This window comes from Vibrio agarilyticus (assembly GCF_012641465.1).
Taxonomy (GTDB): Bacteria; Pseudomonadota; Gammaproteobacteria; order Enterobacterales; family Vibrionaceae; genus Vibrio; species Vibrio agarilyticus.
The window spans coordinates 104,019-124,146 of record NZ_JABAIK010000008.1 but is presented as its reverse complement, the minus strand read 5'-3'; the positions used below and the strand labels follow the sequence as shown (position 1 = coordinate 124,146).

19 protein-coding genes and 1 pseudogene are annotated in these 20,128 nt (G+C 44.7%); 8 read left to right on the top strand and 12 right to left on the bottom strand.

Going from position 1 to position 20,128, the window contains the following annotated elements; all coding sequences use genetic code 11:
• Positions 1-10: 10 nt before the first annotated feature.
• Genes dapE through HGP28_RS09930 form a run of 3 tightly spaced genes read left to right on the top strand, consistent with a single transcriptional unit; the run spans position 11 to position 2,139 of the window.
• A complete protein-coding gene (gene dapE, locus HGP28_RS09940) occupies positions 11-1,150 on the top strand; it encodes a succinyl-diaminopimelate desuccinylase (protein ID WP_168836301.1) in 1,140 nt (379 codons plus the stop codon).
• Positions 1,151-1,210: 60 nt separating this feature from the next.
• Entirely contained in the window at positions 1,211-1,939 is a 729-nt protein-coding gene (locus HGP28_RS09935; protein ID WP_168836300.1) for a M15 family metallopeptidase, read from the top strand.
• Positions 1,936-2,139: a DUF2897 family protein gene (locus tag HGP28_RS09930; protein ID WP_168836299.1), complete on the top strand. Its 204-nt coding sequence runs from the start codon at positions 1,936-1,938 to the stop codon at positions 2,137-2,139. Before HGP28_RS09935 ends, HGP28_RS09930 begins: the two co-directional genes overlap by 4 nt.
• Before the next feature lie 61 nt (positions 2,140-2,200).
• Here the strand turns inward: HGP28_RS09930 and HGP28_RS09925 are convergent, their stop codons facing one another.
• The 7 genes from HGP28_RS09925 to dapA form a co-directional block, all read right to left on the bottom strand.
• Positions 2,201-3,139 (bottom strand): ABC transporter substrate-binding protein, encoded by a 939-nt coding sequence (locus tag HGP28_RS09925; RefSeq protein WP_168836298.1) that lies wholly within the window; start codon positions 3,137-3,139, stop codon positions 2,201-2,203.
• A gap of 19 nt (positions 3,140-3,158) precedes the next feature.
• Positions 3,159-3,914: an iron ABC transporter ATP-binding protein gene (locus HGP28_RS09920; RefSeq protein ID WP_211091948.1), complete on the bottom strand. Its 756-nt coding sequence runs from the start codon at positions 3,912-3,914 to the stop codon at positions 3,159-3,161.
• On the bottom strand, positions 3,914-4,930 hold the full coding sequence (locus tag HGP28_RS09915; protein ID WP_168836297.1) for an iron chelate uptake ABC transporter family permease subunit: 1,017 nt from the start codon (positions 4,928-4,930) through the stop codon (positions 3,914-3,916). The genes HGP28_RS09920 and HGP28_RS09915 overlap by 1 nt, the downstream gene beginning before the upstream one ends.
• Positions 4,931-4,933: 3 nt before the next feature.
• A complete protein-coding gene (locus HGP28_RS09910) occupies positions 4,934-5,905 on the bottom strand; it encodes an ABC transporter permease (protein ID WP_211091947.1) in 972 nt (323 codons plus the stop codon).
• A gap of 108 nt (positions 5,906-6,013) precedes the next feature.
• Positions 6,014-7,912 (bottom strand): TonB-dependent receptor plug domain-containing protein, encoded by a 1,899-nt coding sequence (locus tag HGP28_RS09905; protein ID WP_168836296.1) that lies wholly within the window; start codon positions 7,910-7,912, stop codon positions 6,014-6,016.
• A gap of 297 nt (positions 7,913-8,209) precedes the next feature.
• Positions 8,210-9,226, bottom strand: a complete 1,017-nt coding sequence (bamC, locus tag HGP28_RS09900) for an NlpB/DapX family lipoprotein (RefSeq protein WP_168836295.1) — start codon at positions 9,224-9,226, stop codon at positions 8,210-8,212.
• Between the two features lie 127 nt (positions 9,227-9,353).
• A complete protein-coding gene (dapA, locus tag HGP28_RS09895; protein ID WP_168836294.1) occupies positions 9,354-10,232 on the bottom strand; it encodes a 4-hydroxy-tetrahydrodipicolinate synthase in 879 nt (292 codons plus the stop codon).
• Positions 10,233-10,673: 441 nt separating this feature from the next.
• Between dapA and HGP28_RS09890 the strand changes: the two genes are divergently transcribed.
• The 3 genes and pseudogenes from HGP28_RS09890 to HGP28_RS09880 form a co-directional block, all read left to right on the top strand.
• A complete protein-coding gene (locus tag HGP28_RS09890) occupies positions 10,674-11,216 on the top strand; it encodes a glycine cleavage system transcriptional repressor (RefSeq protein ID WP_168836293.1) in 543 nt (180 codons plus the stop codon).
• Between the two features lie 14 nt (positions 11,217-11,230).
• Positions 11,231-11,695, top strand: a complete 465-nt coding sequence (bcp, locus tag HGP28_RS09885; protein WP_168836292.1) for a thioredoxin-dependent thiol peroxidase — start codon at positions 11,231-11,233, stop codon at positions 11,693-11,695.
• 191 nt (positions 11,696-11,886) lie between these two features.
• Positions 11,887-12,033 (top strand): annotated as a pseudogene (locus tag HGP28_RS09880) (IS110 family transposase); the annotation flags it as partial.
• Between the two features lie 79 nt (positions 12,034-12,112).
• On the opposite strand, the gene HGP28_RS09875 reads toward HGP28_RS09880, so the two are convergent.
• From HGP28_RS09875 to HGP28_RS09865, 3 genes are all read right to left on the bottom strand, one after another.
• Positions 12,113-14,515, bottom strand: coding sequence for a hypothetical protein (locus HGP28_RS09875; RefSeq protein WP_168836291.1), 2,403 nt, complete (start codon positions 14,513-14,515; stop codon positions 12,113-12,115).
• A 356-nt stretch (positions 14,516-14,871) separates the two neighbouring features.
• Positions 14,872-15,414 carry a hypothetical protein gene (locus HGP28_RS09870; RefSeq protein ID WP_168836290.1) on the bottom strand — a complete coding sequence of 181 codons (543 nt, stop codon included), beginning with the start codon at positions 15,412-15,414 and terminating at the stop codon, positions 14,872-14,874.
• A 117-nt stretch (positions 15,415-15,531) separates the two neighbouring features.
• Positions 15,532-15,897, bottom strand: coding sequence for a hypothetical protein (locus HGP28_RS09865; protein WP_168836289.1), 366 nt, complete (start codon positions 15,895-15,897; stop codon positions 15,532-15,534).
• A gap of 485 nt (positions 15,898-16,382) precedes the next feature.
• Here HGP28_RS09865 and HGP28_RS09860 point away from each other — a divergent pair, with 485 nt between their 5' ends.
• On the top strand, positions 16,383-16,814 hold the full coding sequence (locus HGP28_RS09860; protein ID WP_168836288.1) for a GNAT family N-acetyltransferase: 432 nt from the start codon (positions 16,383-16,385) through the stop codon (positions 16,812-16,814).
• Between the two features lie 119 nt (positions 16,815-16,933).
• Here the strand turns inward: HGP28_RS09860 and HGP28_RS09855 are convergent, their stop codons facing one another.
• Both HGP28_RS09855 and HGP28_RS09850 read right to left on the bottom strand, forming a co-directional pair.
• Positions 16,934-18,013, bottom strand: coding sequence for an AI-2E family transporter (locus tag HGP28_RS09855; RefSeq protein WP_168836287.1), 1,080 nt, complete (start codon positions 18,011-18,013; stop codon positions 16,934-16,936).
• 62 nt (positions 18,014-18,075) lie between these two features.
• Positions 18,076-18,363, bottom strand: coding sequence for a sulfurtransferase TusA family protein (locus HGP28_RS09850; protein ID WP_168836286.1), 288 nt, complete (start codon positions 18,361-18,363; stop codon positions 18,076-18,078).
• Positions 18,364-18,603: 240 nt separating this feature from the next.
• Between HGP28_RS09850 and bepA the strand changes: the two genes are divergently transcribed.
• Positions 18,604-20,058, top strand: coding sequence for a beta-barrel assembly-enhancing protease (gene bepA, locus HGP28_RS09845; protein WP_168836285.1), 1,455 nt, complete (start codon positions 18,604-18,606; stop codon positions 20,056-20,058).
• The last annotated feature ends 70 nt before the right edge of the window (positions 20,059-20,128 follow it).

Here is a 20,128-nt window from a genome sequence, read left to right as displayed (position 1 = left end):
GATATCAAGGATGACCGATACACCTGTTTTAGCTCTCGCCAAAGATCTCATTAGCCGTGAGTCTGTGACCCCTGAAGATGCAGGTTGTCAGACGGTAATGATCGAGCGATTAAAAGCACTCGGCTTTGACGTTGAGATCATGGTGTTTGAAGACACAACCAATTTCTGGGCACGCCGCGGCACGCAAGCGCCGCTGTTTGCCTTTGCCGGCCACACGGACGTTGTTCCTGCTGGTAATCTTGCGGATTGGCACACTCCGCCCTTTGACCCGACAGTGCAAGACGGCTACCTCTATGGCCGCGGCGCCGCGGACATGAAAGGCTCTCTTGCCGCGATGATCGTTGCGGTAGAGCAATTTATTGCACAGCATCCTAACCATCAAGGTTCGATAGGCTTTTTGATCACCTCTGACGAAGAAGGGCCGTTTATTAATGGCACGGTGCGTGTGGTCGAGGCCCTAATGGCGCGCGATGAGCTGATTGACATGTGCATTGTCGGCGAGCCTTCCAGTACTGAAGTCGTCGGCGATGTCGTGAAAAACGGACGCCGAGGTTCCATCACCGGCGATCTGACGGTCAAAGGCATTCAAGGCCATGTGGCTTATCCGCATTTGGCGCGCAACCCAGTGCATCAGAGCTTTTTAGCATTGAATGAGCTGGCAACCACTCAGTGGGATGAAGGCAACGCTTATTTTCCACCAACCAGCTTTCAGATCCCCAATATTCATGCAGGCACGGGCGCGTCTAATGTGATTCCGGGTGAACTCAACGTTCAGTTTAACTTGCGCTTTAGCACTGAGCTAAACAATCAAGCCATCATTGATCGTGTGGTGACCACCCTTGACCGTTACGATCTCGACTATGAGCTTGATTGGACGTTCAACGGTGACCCGTTCCTCACCGATACTGGCGCGTTGCTCGATGCGGTTGTTGCAGCCGTGGCGAAGGTAAACAACACGCAGCCCGAACTACTCACTACAGGCGGCACCTCCGATGGTCGCTTTATCGCGCGCATGGGCGGTCAAGTGGTTGAGCTGGGGCCAGTGAATGCCACGATTCACAAGGTAAATGAATGCGTTCGTATTGATGATCTGGAAAAACTCACCTTGATGTATCAAAACGTGTTAGAGCACTTACTTGTGCCACAATGATCATTTGGCAACGCTCGCTGACGCGAGCGTTTCTTTTATCGACTGTTAAAAGGTGTGTTCATGTCAACGCAAATACCCATTACGCCTCTCACACCAAACCAGCTCACTGGACTGGATACGGGCCACCTCACGCCGTTCACCATTCATCCACATTCCGCACATGAGCGCCAAGTGATGATTCATCATCAGGTGTGCGACGCGCTTACAAGCTTGATTGACGCGGCGCGCCTTGCGGGATTCACCCTTGATATTGCCAGCGGTTTTCGTGATTACGCGCGGCAGACAATGATTTGGAACGGCAAATTTAGCGGCGAGAGAACCATCAATGATGAAAATGGGCAAGCGATTGATGCACTGTCACTCAATGAACGCGAGAGAGTTGATGCTATCTTACGCTGGTCGGCGCTACCTGGGGCCAGTCGCCATCATTGGGGCTGTGATTTTGATCTGTACGCTGTCAATGCGCTACCTGAGAACGTGCCGCTGCAACTGGAACCGTGGGAGTATCTAACCGGCCATCAAGCGCCGTTTTATCGCTGGCTCAAAGCGCATGCTGGGCAATACGGTTTTTTCTTCCCCTATGCCCAATATCAAGGTGGCGTCGCATTTGAGCCTTGGCATTTGAGTCATTATGCTGTGGCCACGGACTGCTTAGCCCAACTGACACCGGAAATACTGGCAACGCAGTGGCAAGCCAACCCTTTTTTAGGCGTGGATCGAGTGTTAGCCGCTCTGCCTAAGCTCTATACTCAATATATTGCCAACATCTGTTTGGTGGAGGAAGCATGATTGAATTTTTGACCAACCCTTGGATCATTATTGTGATTGTCGTGAGCGTGGTCATCGGTAACATTGCGCTACTGAAATACACCGCCCACAGCCACATTCTACCGCCCAAAGAGAGCGATCTTGATAAGCTGAATCAACTTGATCGTCAACGCCATGGTGACGCGCCGTCAAAAACAACCTCAAGCCAGCCAAAAAAATAATGACGTGAGCGCAAACATTGCACCACGTCATTATTCATCAAACACCCATATATGGGTATAGTTAATTCATCACCGCTTCAATGTTGCCAAGCATCATATCAAGCGCTTTAAACCCACCATCGGCCACATACCAAGTGTCGCCCGGCTCCAAAAATACCATGCGCTGAGTTTGATGAGCGCGAGTTTGTTTGAAGAGTTCGTTATCAAGTAACTCTTTTGCCGAATTACTGTTTCGGCCTACCGCGACATCTTTATCCAAAATAAAGACGTAGTCTGGATTGAGCTTCACAAACAGCTCGTAAGAGGCGTTGTTACCGTGGTTAACATTCACGCCATCAGCAAGATTGTTAAAACCGATGTCATTGGTGATAAGCGACATACGGCCTTTGTCACCCAGCACTTTTAACGAGCCACCGGTAAACAGCCCTAACATCGCGCTTTGGCTCTGCGCTTTTGACTTCATCGCATTAATGCGCGCGGTAAAACCATCAAGCTGCGCTTGCACGTGCGCTTGTTGACCAAAAATCTCGCCATGCAATTTAGCGTTAGCCGCAAAGCCTTGGAAAAAACCATTTTGGTACTCAACAAAGCTTGCCACCGTTGGCGCAATCATAGAGAACAGCTTGTACTGGCGCACAGTGCGGTCACTGGAAAAAATCACGTCAGGCTGAAGCGACATCAGCGCTTCCATATCAATCTCTTTCATACTGCCAAGATTAACGATATTGGGATTATCGGCGTATTTTTTAAGATGCGCTGGAACTGCAGAGCTTTTGGTCATACCGACAATACGATCGCCTAAGCCCAACTGGTCCAAAATGTCGACCGTGGTAAAGTTAAGCGCCGCGATGCGAGTTGGCATATAAGGCACTTCCAACGCGATCGGCTGTTTTTTATCGTCAACCACGGTGACCGTGATGGTCTCTTTTGCCGTGGCACCAGTCACGACGCTAAAGCAGAGTGCAAACGCGCTAACAAGGCGCAGCATAGGGTTCATCATATTGGTTTCTCAATCAGAGTTAGTAATAAATTGCGATGGATTTTCCGCGAGTTTGCTGAATTTCAAACTCAACGTTATACAGAGCTTTCAAATGCTCCGGTGCCATCAAAGCTTGAGCGGTATCAAATCGATACAGCTCGCCGTTTTTAAATGCGGCAATGTAATCGGAGTAACACGACGCAAAATTAATGTCGTGCAACACAACCACAATGGTTTTTCCAAGTTCATCGCACATGCGCCGTAGCAGCTTCATCATCTGCGACGAATGATAAATATCAAGGTTGTTGGTTGGTTCATCGAGAATGATGTAGTCGGTGTCTTGCGCCAGAATCATAGCGATATAAGCGCGTTGGCGCTGCCCGCCCGATAGTGCATCGATGTGACGGTCGCTAAACTCGCGCAGCTCCATGTAATCAATCGCTTGCTCAACGAGCAGATGATCTTCTTGCGTCAGCTTGTTCCCTGAATGAGGAAAGCGACCAAAACTGACCAATTCGCGTACCGTCAATTTCATTGTCACGTTGTTGTGCTGCGTTAAAATCGACAAACGCTTGGCAAGCTCTTTGTCTTTCCACTGACCAATATCAAGACCATCGACCTCAATCGTACCGCTGTCGCGTGGGATCAACCGCGCAATCATGTGCAGCACCGTTGATTTCCCCGCGCCATTTGGCCCGATGAACGAGATTAATTTTCCCTTTGGCAGTTCAAAGCTGACCTGCTTTACGACCGGTTTATCGCCGTAAGATTTCGAAATATTGCTGACTTTAATCATTACAGCTGTTGCCCTTTGACAATTAAATAAAGGAAATATGCGCCACCAAAGACGTTAATGAACACCGAAATAACCGAGCCGAACTCAAACACATGCTCAATCAATAACTGCCCTGCAAGTAGCACAATCACGCCCGCAAGAAACGAGCCTGCAAGCAGATAACGGTGACGGTAGGTGGGTAAAAATTCACGAGCGACGTTTGCGATAATCAAGCCTAAAAACGAGATAGGTCCCACCAACGCCGTCGCGATAGTGATAAAAATCGTGACGCCCAAAAGCAGCTTCACCACCACTTTGTCGTATGGCACGCCAAGGTTTATCGCTTGGTGCTTGCCGAGCGTTATCACATCCAGCAGCATCACTTCTTTGCGCAGCCAAAACGCCACCAGCACAATCAGGGTACACGCCAGCGCAATAATATCGCTGTTCACGTTATTAAAACCGGCAATCAAACTATTGAGCAGCACATCGTATTCATTGGGATCCATGGTGCGCAGCAGGGTATCTGAAATACTGCCAAATAGGGTCGCCATCACGGTGCCACTCAGCAGCACAAACAAAATGTTGTAGTTGGTCTTGTTAAACAAGTATCCGTAAATCAGGGTGGATAACACGGACATCAACACCACATCGATACAAAAAGCGATGTGCTTATCTGCTGAAAAATCACTGGTTGCGCCAAACACAAACGCCACTGCTGTGTGGATCAGAATATAGAGCGCATTCATTCCGAGCAGACAAGGCGTGACAATGCGATTATTGATGATCGACTGAAACACCATAGTCGCAACACCAATGCAGAACGCGGCAATAATGATTGCAGCCAGTTTTGGCGTGCGGATCATCATGGCAAACTCGACAAAGCGCATATCAACAAAAATCAGCAAATAAGTCGCTGCCAAAACCAGACTCAGCACTGCCATCGACAGGATCTTATTACGCAAAGACGCGTTATTACGCGAAGAGGGATTGCGTAACGCGGCACTTGCGCGCTGCGATTCAACCAATTGGGTCATGGGTTAGCTCCGCGCCGGGCTGAGGCGCTTAAACATCAGCATTAAGAAAGCAACACTACCAATCACACCAGCGATTAGCGTCACAGGAAGTTCATAAGGGAAAATGACCAAACGGCCAAACATGTCGCAGATCAGGACAAATAACGCGCCAAACAGTGACACATCAAGCAAGCAGCCACGAATGTTGTCGCCTCGAAACATCGCGACGATGTTGGGTACAATCAAACCTAAATACGCAATGGCTCCTACGGTGACAACAATGCTCGCCGTCAGCAGCGCCGCTATCGACAAGCCGCCAAACAGCACTAGGTTGTAATTCACACCGAGATTTTTGGCAAAACTCTCACCAAGGCCGACAATATTGAAATGATTGGCAAACCAGTACGAAACCACAAGCAAAGGCACCACGAGGAATACCACTTCATAGCGCCCTTTGATGATCAGTGAAAAATCACCCACAAGCGCCCCTTGCAATGACTGCATCACATCGTACACATAAGCAAAGTGAGTCGTAATACCACCAATCACGTTACCCAACATGATGCCAATAAGCGGCACCATGATGATGTCTTTGAACTGAATTTTTTGGGTAAAGTAAATAAACACCCAAGTGCCGATGATGGAGGTGACAAACGATATGGCGGTTTTTTCTAGCAATGACGCGTCATTAAACCAGATCAATGCCAATAAAACGCCAAGCTGGGCAAACGCGATGGTTGAGCTGGTGCTCGGCGAGACAAACTTATTCATGCAAAGATTTTGCATTAACAAGCCGGCGACACTCATACCAACGCCAGTGCACAAAATCGCCAATAGGCGAGGCAAGCGGGAGACCAGCAGAACATTGAGCTGTTCAAGATCGCCATTCAATATCGCAGCCAATGAAACGTCCATAGCGCCAATAAACAGCGAAGCGAAACCCAGCACGACTATCGCCAGTGCCATCAATGCAGTGTATTTATAGTAATGAAACACGAAGGTTACTCAATTGCACAAGCCTCAAGGCCATAAATGGCATTGAGGCTTGGTCTATTTCACGTCAGTCGGCCGAAGCCAGTGACAATAACAGGTTGAACATTAAGGTTAAATTTTCATGTCAACCGTAACGCGCCACTCCATAGGGTCAAGCGCAGAGTCATTCACACTGTCGCGCTCACTTTGTAGGAAGTTGTACGCCCCAAAGCTGACCGAGTAAGTGTCGTTAATGTGTTTTTGTGCCGAAGCGCTAAAGTTGTAGTAATCAAATACCGCTTTACCTGTATTGAAATCTTGGTTCAAATTGCCCCACACATTAATGCTAAGATCGTGCTCGTAGTTCAGATAACCCAAATCCAAGCCGTAGATGTGTTTTGCGGTATAAGAAAGCTGAGTGCGCTTGCCATTATCATCAATGTTTTCACCATCCACACCGTTATAGCTTGCCGTCACCAACAATGCGTCTGTCAATTGGTAGCTAAGCTCGGCTTCAATTCCTTTAATTTCCACTTGGCCTAGGTTAACACGCAAGTAGTTGGCGCCTTTTGATGGGCATGGATCGTCGATACATTCGCGATGAATGTAGTTGGTAATATCGTTGAAATAGCCGCCAATTGCATAATTCAAACGGTCACCACGGTACTCATAGCGCAGCTCATAGTTGTCTGACTCTTCTGGCTTCAGATCAGGGTTACCCCAAAAACTGCCGATACCCGTTGCCTCGACACCGTAAAGCTGCATCAAGGTTGGCGCTTTGTAACCATTACCCACGTTGACTTTCAAACGGTGATCGCTGACCACTTCCCAAGTGGCGCCCACTTGATAGGTCGCTTTGCCGCCAAAGGTTTCATGGTGATCATAACGAACCGATGGGATGACAAACACGCGGTCGTTAAGAAAACGCATTTCATCTTGCAGATACAGCGCGTAACGGTCGAGAGTTTTGTCCAACTCATCGCCACGAACCGCCGTGTCTCCGTTACCAGAACCTGGCAATAGCGTGTGGGCCGATTCAATCGCGTATTCGCCGCCCATCAACAGAGTGTGAGTTTCGTTGATTGACCAAGCGTTTTGCCCATCAAGGATCACATCTTGAAACACGTCATCGAAATCAAACGCGCTGTTCATGGTTTTGGCGTTTTCGGTACGGTTATAAGCAAGGCCCGTCGAGTATGAATGAGCTTCCGTGAAACCATCCAAAATCAACGCGCCAGAAATGAGTGAACGGTTGGTATCACGGCTCACAGTGTTGTCTTGGTACTCTTTGTTGCGATCAACAATGTAACCAAGTTCAGCACGGATATGATTGTTGTCATTAAGTTGGTAACCTACGGTGCCGTTGATATTACCAAGATAGCCATCACCATTGGTAAACACATCGTAAGTGTCGCTGAAACTCTCTTCTTCGATACCATCGACTTTGGCATAGCTGGCATTAACGCTACCATTCCAGTTGCCGACAGTACCAAAGTCATGCGCCATGCTCACCTTTGTGGTCGAATTTCCGGTTGTGACCGAAAAGACCGTTGACGGCAATTCACTCTGTTTGGTGATGATATTGATAACGCCACCCAACGCGTTAGCGCCATACATTGCGCCAGCTTGACCACGCAAAACTTCAATGCGCTCAATGTTATTCACGTTCAGCGTTGAGGTGATCATGCTTTGGAAATCTTTGATGTTTTCTAAACCGCCCGGCTTACGGCCATTGACTAAGACCACGGTATAGTCAAAGCCCAAACCACGAATATTCACACCGCCTTTTTGCGCGTTAATTTGCACGTTATTGGCACGGCTTAGAATGTCGCGCACACTGGTGGCGCCCATTTCTTTGATCTCTTCTGCGCTAAAGCTTTGAGTGGTGTTAGGCACATTTTGGATCAAGTTTTCGGTACGTGTGCCAGTCACAACGATGTGCTCTACATCACCTGAAGATTGAGCAAGCGCAGGGGCAACAGTCGCAGCAAGCGCTGCGCCAACAGAAAGGGCCAGAAAATGACGGTTCATCACATATATCCAATTTATTGAGACAACGACATGTGTTTGCGCTCAAAAAAACCTCAATCGACTTTTCCCAAGTCCACTGAGGTTTTTTGCGCAAAGAAATGCAATAACATTACAATCGAGATTCGTAATGCAAATGCAAATATCTCTCATTTAGATAAACGTTACAAACAGAATTCTTTATTGACACGATAATGAGATTTTTATCACTGAAAATCATCACCATTTAATACACATACCCAAACAAAAAAATCCCCAACCTAGGTCGGGGATCGCGATTACGCATGGGCGAAACAAAGACTATTGCAATTGTTTGCGCAGAATATTTTCCAGCCGAGTCAGCAGCTCTGGCTTGACCAGTTTTCCATCGGCATCGACCACGCTAATTGAGGTTCGGTTACCCAGATCCCCAAGTTGCAACGTATGCGCTTTGCGCGTGAAATCGAGCGGCTCGGTGCCAAGCGATTGCCAATATTCATCATCTGGCGGAGTGTAATTCACCACAATCGTGCCTTGAGATTGGTTGCGCTCTTCCACGACCAAACCAAATTCAGGCAGAACCTTAGGTAGACGCTCCCACACAATGTCGTACGGCGCGCGAGCCACAATCACTGGCAAACCAGTTCGGTCGGTGCTCATGTAAATTGGAATGTGTTTAATGCGCTCTTGCGCCAAACGCTGCGCTTCCACCCGCTTATTTTCGTCGTAACGCGAGGTCAGCAGATTGGTCAAAAAGACCGATTGACGCTCTTTTTCAGTAAACGATGGCGGCACGCTGTTGCCGTCAGCATCACGCCACTCAAGCAAACTGATAACCAAACCTTGGTTTGAGCCGCTCTCAATCTGTTTCATCGCATAACGCGCTGACGCCGCGTTGTCTTCGCTTTCGTCACTGACTGTCATCCAATCGGTTTCAATCGTGTTGTTCGCCACTTCGGTATAGGGAACATTGGTTTGATCCATCACCGCTTGTAAGTCTTGCCATAACGCATCAACGCGATTTTGATCGCTCAGCCAAATCACAACATCACCATTAACGCGTTCATAACGCGCGCCAGGCACCAACGCGAGCACTTGCTGCGGCGGACGAATATCCACTTCTGGTCCAACGCCACCAGCAAACGCGCCTTGCGGAATTTGGTAATCTGGATAGAACTGTGGCTGAGCACCTTGCGGCACCTGCCAAGTTTCTAACGCTGGCGTGTTCAAATAGGTAAAATCATCACGCGCTTGGCGTCGCTGGCTTTCATTGCCGGCGCAGCCGCTTAACACTAAAACAGCAAGCGAGCTAAGCGCCAACTGGTGAGAAAACTTCATTATTACTCCTAGTTAACCGAAGCGGTCGATGTGTCTCTTGGCTGAGAGACAAGGTAATATTGCCATACCCGCATGTGTGGTGCGTTCGCGCAAACAGAGCGGGTACGGTTATCAGACCGACAAATGGTTAAATAATTCCCGCTTGTTGCAAAGCGTCGCGAACCACAGGTTGAGCCTCTTCTGAAAGCGTCGTCAATGGCAAACGCAGACAACCCTCTTCAATCAGACCTAATTGTTGCGCCGCCCATTTCACTGGGATCGGGCTCGATTCGATAAACAGATTTTTGTGCAGTCCCATCAAGCGTTCGTTGATAAGCGCCGCTTCATCGTACTGACCTTCTTTTGCCAATCGGAACAGGGTCGCCATCTCTTTTGCCGCCACATTATTGGTCACAGAAATAACGCCGTCACCGCCGAGTTTGACAAACTCAAGGCCCGTGGCGTCATCGCCACTAAACAGCAAAAAGTCTTGACCACACAAGTCACGATGCTGCGCAACACGGGTTAGATCGCCAGTGGCATCTTTAAGGCCGATGATATTGTCGAGTTTCGACAAACGCCCTACCGTTTCTGGCTTCAGATCAACGGCAGTACGCCCCGGTACATTATAAAGAATGATAGGCACTGCGCTCACTTCAGCAATCGCTTTGTAATGCTGATACAAACCTTCTTGAGTCGGTTTGTTGTAATAAGGAGTCACGCTCAAGCAACCTTGGATGCCCGACTCATTCAGCAAACGGCTAAACATTACCGCTTCGTGAGTGGCATTGGCGCCCATTCCTGCAATCACAGGAACGCGTTTATTGGCAAACTCAACGGTTTTGGTCACGACTTTAACGTGCTCTTCTATGGTTAACGTTGCCGACTCACCTGTGGTGCCTACGGCAACAATGGCATCCGTTCCTGCTGCAATATGGTGTTCAACCAACTGCTGTAAGCCATCAAAATCGACTTCCCCGTCAGCTTTAAATGGCGTAATCAGGGCAACAATACTTCCTGAAAACATGTGATTCTCCTTAAATGGTCATTGCTGCATGGTACTGTAAGGCAGTGAAAAAACTCAAGCGAAGAAACGCGCTCTGCCTCGATTGCAACACGAGCAAGCGCACATCTTTGATACCGAGTTCTGATCAAGTGGCACAATCTTGCATTCTGGCGTTAAGCAAAGGGCTCAAATAGTGATGGTCAGAGCGCAAAGATATCGGCAACTGACTCAAAACATACCAATATACCCGTCCTACTTGAAGTTGCAGCGTTGTTGGCTGGCTCTCACAAACCTCATCACATAGTTTATCTATGTTCACGAAGTGCTCAGAGGCTTTGTTCGTTCGCCGCCTACCTGCAACTCCAAGTTGTTTGGGTATAAAATACCGCGACCTAGCACATTTTTGCATCACAACTGTGGTACTATCGCGCCTTATTCGCCTCGAAACTGCAGAGCAAACCTATGATGCAACATTTGGTTGTCACGGCCATCGGAACCGATAGGCCGGGCATTTGTAACCAAGTCGTCCAACTTGTGACTCAAGCAGGCTGCAATATTATTGATAGCCGCATCGCGATTTTTGGCAACGAGTTTACGCTGTTAATGCTGCTCTCAGGCACAACCAACAGCATTACCCGCGTTGAAACCACATTGCCATTACTTGGTCAGCAACAAGACTTAGTCACTATGAGCAAGCGAACCTCACCGCACCAAGAAAATATCAATAGTTACACTATTGAAGTTTATATTGAGTCAGAAGACCGTGTCGGCTTAACCGAGCAATTCACTCAATTTTTTGCTCATCGGCAAATTGGTATCGACTCTCTTAGCGCTCAAACGATTGATAAATTGAAGATTGCCCGTGAGCGCGACCAATTCCATATTGCATTGACCGCCTCAGTGTCACCAGAATGCAACTTGATGCAATTACAAGAAGAATTTAACGACTTATGCCTCACCCTGAATGTGGAAGGATCACTCAACTTTATTAAAAACAGCCAATAAGGAAGGACGTGACTATGGCGATTGACGCTGGACAAACCGCACCTGATTTTACGTTAAATGACCAAGACAACACCCCGGTAACGCTCTCAGCGCTGCGCGGTAAAAAAGTTTTGCTTTACTTCTACCCTCGCGCGTCTACCCCGGGTTGTACGGTTCAGGCTCAAGGGTTGCGTGACACCAAAGCAGAACTCGATGCTCATAATGTGGTTGTTTTGGGTATTAGCCCAGACACGCCGAAAAAACTGACTAACTTTATTACCAAGCAAGCGCTCAACTTTACTTTGCTTGCCGATGAAGATCATGAGGTGTGTGAAAAGTACGGCGTGTGGCAGCTCAAGAAGTTCATGGGCCGCGAGAACATGGGTGTGGTAAGAACCAGCTTTTTAATTGATGAGTCTGGCAAGCTTGAGCATGTGTTTAATAAGTTTAAGACGAAGGATCACCATGAGGTGGTTTTGGATTATTTGAACGGTAAATAATCCTAGTTCCGTTATTGTATGTTTGATTGGGAGGTTGATAAGCCAACGGCCTCCTTCTGTTTTTTGGGGGCTTAAAAACCTTTTGGTACTGAGTTGGTATGTCCTGCTTTTTAGTTCTTCGATTTCTTTTACCTTGAGAAAGCAGGCCAGATACTCTTTGTCTTGCCAAAGAGTATCCAGAAAGGCGTTTTGTATTTAAGGCTACTTATGAACAATTACTTGCGGCAGGAAAAACTAAAAAGGTAGCGATAGTTGCCTGCATGAGAAAGATGGTTGTGACACTCAATTCAATGCTAAGAGACGGCGCAATGTGGAATAAAGATAGCGTCAAAAATTAACTATTGACGCCATAGCCTCTTGTTATGTGTCTTGTTAATTCATAAATTTTTATCTTTTTGTATAGGTTCTTAGCTACAATTACCGGTCTAGATCAGAAGCCTTTAATTGGGATTGCTGTAATTTAAATTTACTTACGTTAAATAAACTAGAATCTATACTTTCAACATTAGAATTAATTATACGATCATAAACATAATTATATTCATCCAAATAATAGGAATCATTAGTTTCTTTATACATTTTTGCGTATAAATACGTTAATTCGTTAGGAACTAGATAATACTTTTTATCTAATTTATTAGTCTGAAGCTCCATTGCATCTTCTAGATACCTGATAGCTTTGGGGTTATCATGCAGATCTCGCTTTAAGAAAAAACCAAAAAACATCAACACTGCTATGTGTGACTCTGTATGCTTTATATACGAATAAGATGTATTTATTGATTCAAGTGTATCTTCGTAGCACCTTTTAATTTCTAAAATCCGTTCCTCTTTAGTTTTATCTCCATAAAACCTTTTCATTAACAATTTATTCAATATCCGAGCTTTTTGGAACCTAACATATGGATGCTTCGTTATATATTCATGCTTTTCATATTCTGAGAAAAGTTTAGTTAATGTTATTGAATCCTTCTTATAAATTGCGCCTGTAAATTCATTAAACATTTGAAAAACTTGAGCAATAACAATTTTATCCACATAATTATTTGGTTTCCAATCAGAAATAATTCTATTAATTTTAATATTTGATTTCATCTGTTCATTAAGTGCCGATAGCTTTATATCCAACTCTTTTTTATAGTTAAATATATTCTCTTCAAGCTTTATTTTTTCTCTTTTATTAGGCATTAAACTAATAAAAATAAAACGAGAAGCGAATTCATTTACAGAGTAAAAATCATGTGTTTTATTAAAAATCAATTTTGATGTTAAATAATTAGCCATAAATCTAACATCATTTAACCCTATATTCGTTAATTGGCTTAATGCATATAGATCAATTTTTTCTTTATATAAAGTGGCTAAAAGTATGACGTTGTTTGGTGTTAATCCTTTAGACTCAAGGTATTTTATAGCGCTATCAAATGTATTTTTATACATAAAACTAGCCACTTTATCAAAACTACTTGATTCATAATTATTTAAATCGCTTGATATTTCTTGGATCGTTGTTGATTTATCATGAAGGCTACGAAGTGACTGTACAAGCAATAGTGTATTACCTTTAGTCGCATCTAAAAGTAACTTAATATCTTCATCTATGATTTGTAGATTTAAATCATTTGATTCGATATAACTATTAATAAAATCTTTACCTTTACTGAAATCTTTAAACTCACTTAAGTGAATTTTCTCTTCAGTTCTTTCCTCATTTCTTGATGTAACAATAAATTGGATATTTCGAGGTATTTGTTTCATGAAAGAAAAAATATTATCTTTATCTTCCTCCTTTAGATTTTCAATATTATCAATAACAATTAAACCTTTTAGGTTACATTTTTGTAATTGAGTCAAATCAGTAAAACTTAGTAGACTGAGAATTTGATTAAAAATTTCTTCGAAAGAATGGATGTCAACATGTATTTTATCTATATAAAACTCACCCGTTGTTTTCTCTGTCGTAAGCACTTCCTCTTTACTACTAAAAAAGAATATAAACTCGTATAAGCTATTAAATTTTTCTTCCTGCATTTTTTGTAATATCTCATAAATAAAATCTATTACTAATGCAGTCTTACCCACTCCCCCATACCCATAAATAACTGTTGAACCCGAAACTCTTGAATATTCATTCTCACCTATTAGGTGTTCATGCAAAGTTTTGAGTTCACTTTCTCTACAAAGGGTTTTTTGATGCGGAACATTTATATTTTTCAGGTTGTCAAACTTCAGCAATTTATTTTTCTCTTCTTTATAATACGCTTCAATTTGAGTTTCCAAATCACTCTTAGATACATACCAGAAATGTTTACTTTCTAAAGATTTTAAAAATTTAGTTATTAATTTTAATACTTCCGAGGCTTCTATTTTTAATATTTTTTTGGAGCCTGGATGCGATAAATCATTTCTTACCCTGTGATATAGAGAACATTTATATAAAAACTCTTCGATCGTTGTGTAGTTATCAGTAACACTTCTTAGCTCTTCTAATTCTTTAAAAAATAGAACTATTAAATTTATTAACTGGGAAACATATGGAACATCATAACCTTCAACTTCGGACTGATTTGAAGTGCTTTGAAACAAGGAGTAGATATTTTCATGATCAGAGATAAAACTCTTTATTATTGATTCAAAACGAGTAGACAATACAATACTACTAGAACTCTGTTTGGATTTTAACTGTTCTAAATATTGCTTAAATTCCAATTCAGAAGAGAATTTTGGCTCTAAATATGCACCTAAATAACTTCTTAAAGCCACCTCAAATGATTTAATGATTTCATCCAATTTGAAATTCAATTTTGTAGATACGTACATATAAACTCTCTTTTATACTTGTCTAAACTCTTAATCAATGATGAATTAAGGTAATGATTATTGCGCTGACACATAACGCCGCATTCTTAAGAATCCCCTCATAATTTCTATATAAAACAATGAGTAGACGCGCATCGCTCATTCTGATCTAATGAATTTCGCCCTTTTCTGCAACGAAAGTACACCTGATTAAATGGATTTAATAGGGAACCCTAACAATGCACGACGTTCAAATTCTACAGCAAACTCTCGAGAACCAATGCCCCGACATTCACAAAAAACGACTTAGATCTCTGATACTTGCAACCAGACAAAGGGTTCGTATTCCCTATTGACAGGGAGAAGGCTCATCTGTGTTAGGCATTTTTTCCACTAAGATACTCTTCGTGTTGAATAGCCATTTCTTTCTCTATCCACTCTTCCGTTACGCCGAAGTACGACCACACCTTTAAACTAAGTTGTTCAATAGCGCGATCAGAAACTTGGAATAGTTCGATAAGTTCTTGTAGCTCTTTGATCATTGCTATACGACCGTCTAAATCCAAAAAGTGATTGGCGCGGTCATAGTAAAAGTCATGAGCTAACCAGTTTCTTTTTGTTAAAGTATGGTCGAGATGTGCAAGCAGATGGTCTGATAGCTCAACTCGAGTTTTTATTTGTCCGAGCAAGCGACCAAACGTCTTGGAGTTAATCCCTGCATATAGCTCAAGCCATTGCTCCTGATCCAGAACTTTATTATCTAAGAGGCGATATGCCATAACGAAATTCACCAAAGCCTTTTCTGCACATTGAGCGTGAAAAGCAGCTAAGCCATAGAAAGCATAAACCTCTTTCTCGTCTCCGGTTTCAATTTCCGGAATTGGATTGATGTCTTGTATATTTAAGTCACCGATCTTCAATTTGCCTCCAAATGCCTAACGCCCGCATAAGCGGCGGGAAAAGGTTGGCTAAAATTCGCGAGGCACGAGCGGAGCCAAGCTTTAACCGTCCGTGTTGATGCGTTTGTTATATGCCGATTACTCAAAGCCTAAATCTGAAATAGGAATACGAACTTTTTTAATAATTTTATCTTCAGTTATTCCCGCTTTAACTGGAAATGTATGTTGCCAATTTACAGAGGATACATTTGCTGTGATTGATCTTTGCCCATTTCTTTTTTGAGTCGTAAACTTTTCACTTATAAAGTGATCTATAGTTTTCTCAGCGCCTTGTTTGGCGCCTAACTCATAAAACTCTAAAGCAGTATTTATGAGCAACTGAATCATTTCATCGCTGGCATCTTTTGGATAATTTATCCCTTTACTTATAAGGCCATCTTCCTTTAGTACACTTAAGGCATGTCTTATACCAATCACTCTGTGTGCTTTAAGTTTGTCATTCATGTAATTCTCCTTTAAATGTGACACCAAACTCAAAAGGCATATAACAGTGTATTAAACAGCATTCTGTTTATCACGCAGAGTGCTTGCTTCACTTCTCCTCCTAATATACTCCCGAAATCGCTTTTTAATCAATCAGTTGAATAGCATCAAGTGCGCAATTTTGAGCATTTTCTTCTGGCAAAAGTGAGCATTGCGCTTAACGCTGCGCTCGGTTATCTCATACCCACAAAAATTTACATTTAGATTCATGTAGATAAGAAAAATGACCTGAGATAACCGTGCATTATTTAGCACGGTTATCCCAAATCTCGTTCGAATTTTGACCAAAACTCACTTATGCCTGTGCATACACAGTCATATTAAGGTCGTGGTGTCACAAGCAATTGACAAAACGAGGTAAAAAATTCAGGACAGATTGGTAACTCGCCAGTAAAATGCTGGTTCGCGGCTGCACATGAATTTCAGTCAATTTGAGAAAAAACACCATGATTGTAGAAAATGTGCTTCCTGAAAATTATGCAGAACTGCTTGATGTTTGGGAAAATTCAGTCCGAGCTACTCATGACTTCATAACAGAAGAAGATATTGAGTTTTTTAAACCAATTATCATTGAGCAGGCTTTTCCCGCTGTCACTTTAAGGTGTGTGAAAAATGAAAGTGGTTCAATTTTAGGTTTCGTGGGGATCCATGACTCAAAGATTGAAATGCTGTTCATCTTAAATGAGGCGCGAGGGCAAGGTATTGGTAAGGCGCTACTGCAATACGCACTGGAGCAGTTAGGCGCAACCAAAGTCGATGTAAACGAACAAAATCCACAGGCAGTAGGTTTCTACGAGCATATGGGTTTTAAAATTGTTTCTCGCTCACCACTTGATGATATGGGAAAACCCTTTCCAATTCTGCATATGTCACTTTAAAGCTCGGTTTGTCGTAACCTGCTTGCTAGAAGAAACGCCCAAAGCTAATAACTTTGGGCGTTTCCGTATATAGTAAAAAATTACATAGTGAATTCACGATAAAACCAAAACCATCGCCTTTAATCCACCCCACCCGCGCTGAAACTCTCTTCCTCTTGCGCTGGCAACGCATTCCATACCGCCTTTACTAAGGTCGCAAGCGGTATGGCAAAAAACACGCCCCAAAAACCCCATAAGCCGCCAAACACCAGCACCGCGACAATGATAGCAACAGGGTGCAAATTCACTGCTTCAGAAAACAGCACCGGCACCAACACATTGCCATCAAGCGCCTGAATAATGCCGTAGGCCACCAACAGCCAGTAAAAATCACTGGTCAGTCCCCACTGGAATAGGCCCACCATCGCCACAGGAACGGTCACCGCTGCCGCGCCAATGTATGGAATAAGAACCGACAGCCCCACCAGCACCGCTAACAGCGCAGAATAGCGTAAATCCAGCAGCGCAAAGGTAACGTAGCTGACGCCACCAACAATCAATATTTCTGAGACTTTACCGCGAATGTAGTTAGAAATTTGCTCATTCATTTCCACCCACACTTTGGTGGCTAAGCGGCGGTTGCGCGGCATCACGCCACTGGCAATGCGCAGCATCTCTTCTTTGTCTTTAAGTAAGAAAAACACCAAAAGCGGCACCAAAATCAGATAAACCCCTAACGTGGCAATGCTCACCAGTGAGGCCAAAGAGCCTTTTAGCACGGTTTCGCCCAGTCCCAGCGCCTTATTTTTCACATTGGTCACTAACGACTCAACGATCTGCAAATTCGCCAACTCAGGATAATTTTTGGGCAGTTCAATAATCAATTTTTGCAACCCATCGTACATCGCAGGAATGTCGCTAATAAGGTTACCCACCTGCATCCAAATAGTTGGGATAAGCCCAAACAGTGCCAATAGCATCACACCGCTGAACAGCAAAATCACCAGTATGACCCCAAGCGTGCGTGGAATACCGATTCGGCGTAACTGAGTGACGGGCCATTCGAGTAAATAAGCCAGCACAATCGCCACCAGCAAAGGGGCAATTAAATGACCAAAAAAGTAAATCGTAATAAAACCGACGATCAAAATCGCAATGAGGCTCACTGCATGTGGATCTGAAAAGCGTCGTTGGTACCAGCGACTGACCATATCAAGCATGGTAAATGTCTTCCTTTAGGGTTATGAGTTGGCTATACCCAAACAACTTGAAAATAGACTGGCTATTTCGCTGCGTTGTTTGCCTTGCTCTTAGCCCAGTGAGCTGGCTCTGAATCCGGCATCTTGAAGTCACTTGGGTATAGCATCAATAAATAATCTGTTGCTTGGGTTTGGCACTGGATCTGCCAGCCACAGTGTAAAAAATAACGCTGAATATCTTGCATCGAGGCGGCATCACTCACAGAAAGCGTCCATGGCTGCGGTGAGCTGAACTCTGCGGCAAAGCGTTTTGCTCGCAGTAACGCCATCGGACAGCGTTCGCCGCGCAAGTCAAGGTGCTGAAGTTCCATTCAAAGACTTGTATTCGGTTTATTTCTCGATATTGTATACCCTTTCTACTTGAAGTTGCAGCCTTGTTCGCTTGCCGCCTACCTGCAACTCCAAGTTGTTTGGGTATAGAACAGTGATTCGAGTTGTTCTGCGATACGAGTTTCAACGGCTCACGTGTTTTGCGAGCAAATGAAACCATTTCGTATTTATTCTGTCATACACATTGTCTTAAGCGATACCGATTGGAGTCCATACTCGCTATGCTAAAGCGTACCCGTTCTGTGATCTGCCTTGCCATTGCCGCCAGTTTGGCAGTTCCCACGCCAAGCATGGCGAATGCATTGGATCTTCCCGATATGGGAACCGTTGCGGGTGCGACCCTGACCATAGATCAAGAACGCCAATATGGCGATGCTTACATGCGCATCATTCGTCGCAGCCAACCCGTGATTGATGATCCTGTGCTCAACAATTACCTCAGCACCCTTGGCCATCGTCTTGTCGCCAACGCCGACGACGTTAAGACCAATTTTCGTTTCTTTATGATCCGCGACCGAAACATCAATGCGTTTGCCTTTTTTGGTGGCCACGTTGCGATTCATTCCGGACTGTTTCTTCACGCCAAAGATGAAAGTGAATTGGCGTCGGTGATGGCGCACGAAATCGCCCACGTCACCCAGCGACACCTTGCGCGCAGCATGGAAGAGGCAGCGCGGCGCTCTCCGGCATCGCTTGCCGCGCTTGCTGGCGGCCTGTTACTCGCGCTGGCCTCACCGCAAGCAGGGCTTGCGGTGATTAGCGCAGGCACTGCAGGTAATATGCAAGCGCAGATAAACTATACTCGCAGTAATGAGAAAGAGGCGGATCGCCTTGGTCTCAATACCCTTGCAAAAGCCGGTTTTGACGTGCAGGCCATGCCGCGATTCTTTGGTCGATTATCTGACCAATATCGCTACGCAACCAAGCCGCCGCCAATGCTGCTGACCCACCCATTACCGGAAGATCGAATTACCGATAGCCGCATTCGTGCCCAAAGCTATCCGGTACAAAACGTTTCTGAATCATTAGATTATCATCTAGCGCGCGCTCGTGTGGTCGCACGCTACAGCGGCGCCAAAGCCGAAGATGCATTAGATTGGATGGCGCGCCAGCGCAAGCGTACACCTGAGGCAATGCACCCAGCGGCAGATTATGGCACGGCCTTAATTAAGCTCGACAACCGTCAATTTGATGAAGCGCAAGCGCTACTTGAAACGCTGCATCAAAACGATCCGAATAATCTGTTTTATCTCGATGCACTGAGCGATCTCTACCTTGGCATGAACAGCCTCAAAAAAGCGCAAACACTGTTAAGCCAAGCGCTGACTCGTTCACCAGAGAACCCTGTTTTGGTCATCAATCACGCCAATGTGTTGCTTGAGTCGGGGCAGTTCGAACAGGCTATCTCGCAATTGCAGCGTTTCACTCACGCTCACCCACAAGACACCAATGGCTGGTTTTTGCTCGCCAAAGCCAATGCAGATTTGGGCAAAGAGGCGGAGGAACTGGCCTCGCGCGGCGAAATCTTGGCACTGCAGGCCAATTGGGATAAAGCGATTCACTTTTACACTCAAGCCAGCCAACTGGCAGAGTTAGGCAGCTTGCAACAAGCGCGCTACGACGCGCGAATTGATCAATTGCTCGTTGAGCGAGAACGCTTTTTGGCATTACAATAGCGCAACGTTAGATTAAATTTTGCTACATTTGCCATGCGGCAAATGTAGCATTGATTTTTTGTAAGGATGC

Coding starts and splice junctions, on each gene's coding strand:
- dapE (WP_168836301.1), top strand. CDS start 11: ATGACCGATACACCTGTTTTAGCTCTCGCCAAAGATCTCATTAGCCGT.
- HGP28_RS09935 (WP_168836300.1), top strand. CDS start 1,211: ATGTCAACGCAAATACCCATTACGCCTCTCACACCAAACCAGCTCACT.
- HGP28_RS09930 (WP_168836299.1), top strand. CDS start 1,936: ATGATTGAATTTTTGACCAACCCTTGGATCATTATTGTGATTGTCGTG.
- HGP28_RS09925 (WP_168836298.1), bottom strand. CDS start 3,139: ATGATGAACCCTATGCTGCGCCTTGTTAGCGCGTTTGCACTCTGCTTT.
- HGP28_RS09920 (WP_211091948.1), bottom strand. CDS start 3,914: ATGATTAAAGTCAGCAATATTTCGAAATCTTACGGCGATAAACCGGTC.
- HGP28_RS09915 (WP_168836297.1), bottom strand. CDS start 4,930: ATGACCCAATTGGTTGAATCGCAGCGCGCAAGTGCCGCGTTACGCAAT.
- HGP28_RS09905 (WP_168836296.1), bottom strand. CDS start 7,912: ATGAACCGTCATTTTCTGGCCCTTTCTGTTGGCGCAGCGCTTGCTGCG.
- bamC (WP_168836295.1), bottom strand. CDS start 9,226: ATGAAGTTTTCTCACCAGTTGGCGCTTAGCTCGCTTGCTGTTTTAGTG.
- dapA (WP_168836294.1), bottom strand. CDS start 10,232: ATGTTTTCAGGAAGTATTGTTGCCCTGATTACGCCATTTAAAGCTGAC.
- HGP28_RS09890 (WP_168836293.1), top strand. CDS start 10,674: ATGATGCAACATTTGGTTGTCACGGCCATCGGAACCGATAGGCCGGGC.
- bcp (WP_168836292.1), top strand. CDS start 11,231: ATGGCGATTGACGCTGGACAAACCGCACCTGATTTTACGTTAAATGAC.
- HGP28_RS09875 (WP_168836291.1), bottom strand. CDS start 14,515: ATGTACGTATCTACAAAATTGAATTTCAAATTGGATGAAATCATTAAA.
- HGP28_RS09865 (WP_168836289.1), bottom strand. CDS start 15,897: ATGAATGACAAACTTAAAGCACACAGAGTGATTGGTATAAGACATGCC.
- HGP28_RS09860 (WP_168836288.1), top strand. CDS start 16,383: ATGATTGTAGAAAATGTGCTTCCTGAAAATTATGCAGAACTGCTTGAT.
- HGP28_RS09855 (WP_168836287.1), bottom strand. CDS start 18,013: ATGCTTGATATGGTCAGTCGCTGGTACCAACGACGCTTTTCAGATCCA.
- HGP28_RS09850 (WP_168836286.1), bottom strand. CDS start 18,363: ATGGAACTTCAGCACCTTGACTTGCGCGGCGAACGCTGTCCGATGGCG.
- bepA (WP_168836285.1), top strand. CDS start 18,604: ATGCTAAAGCGTACCCGTTCTGTGATCTGCCTTGCCATTGCCGCCAGT.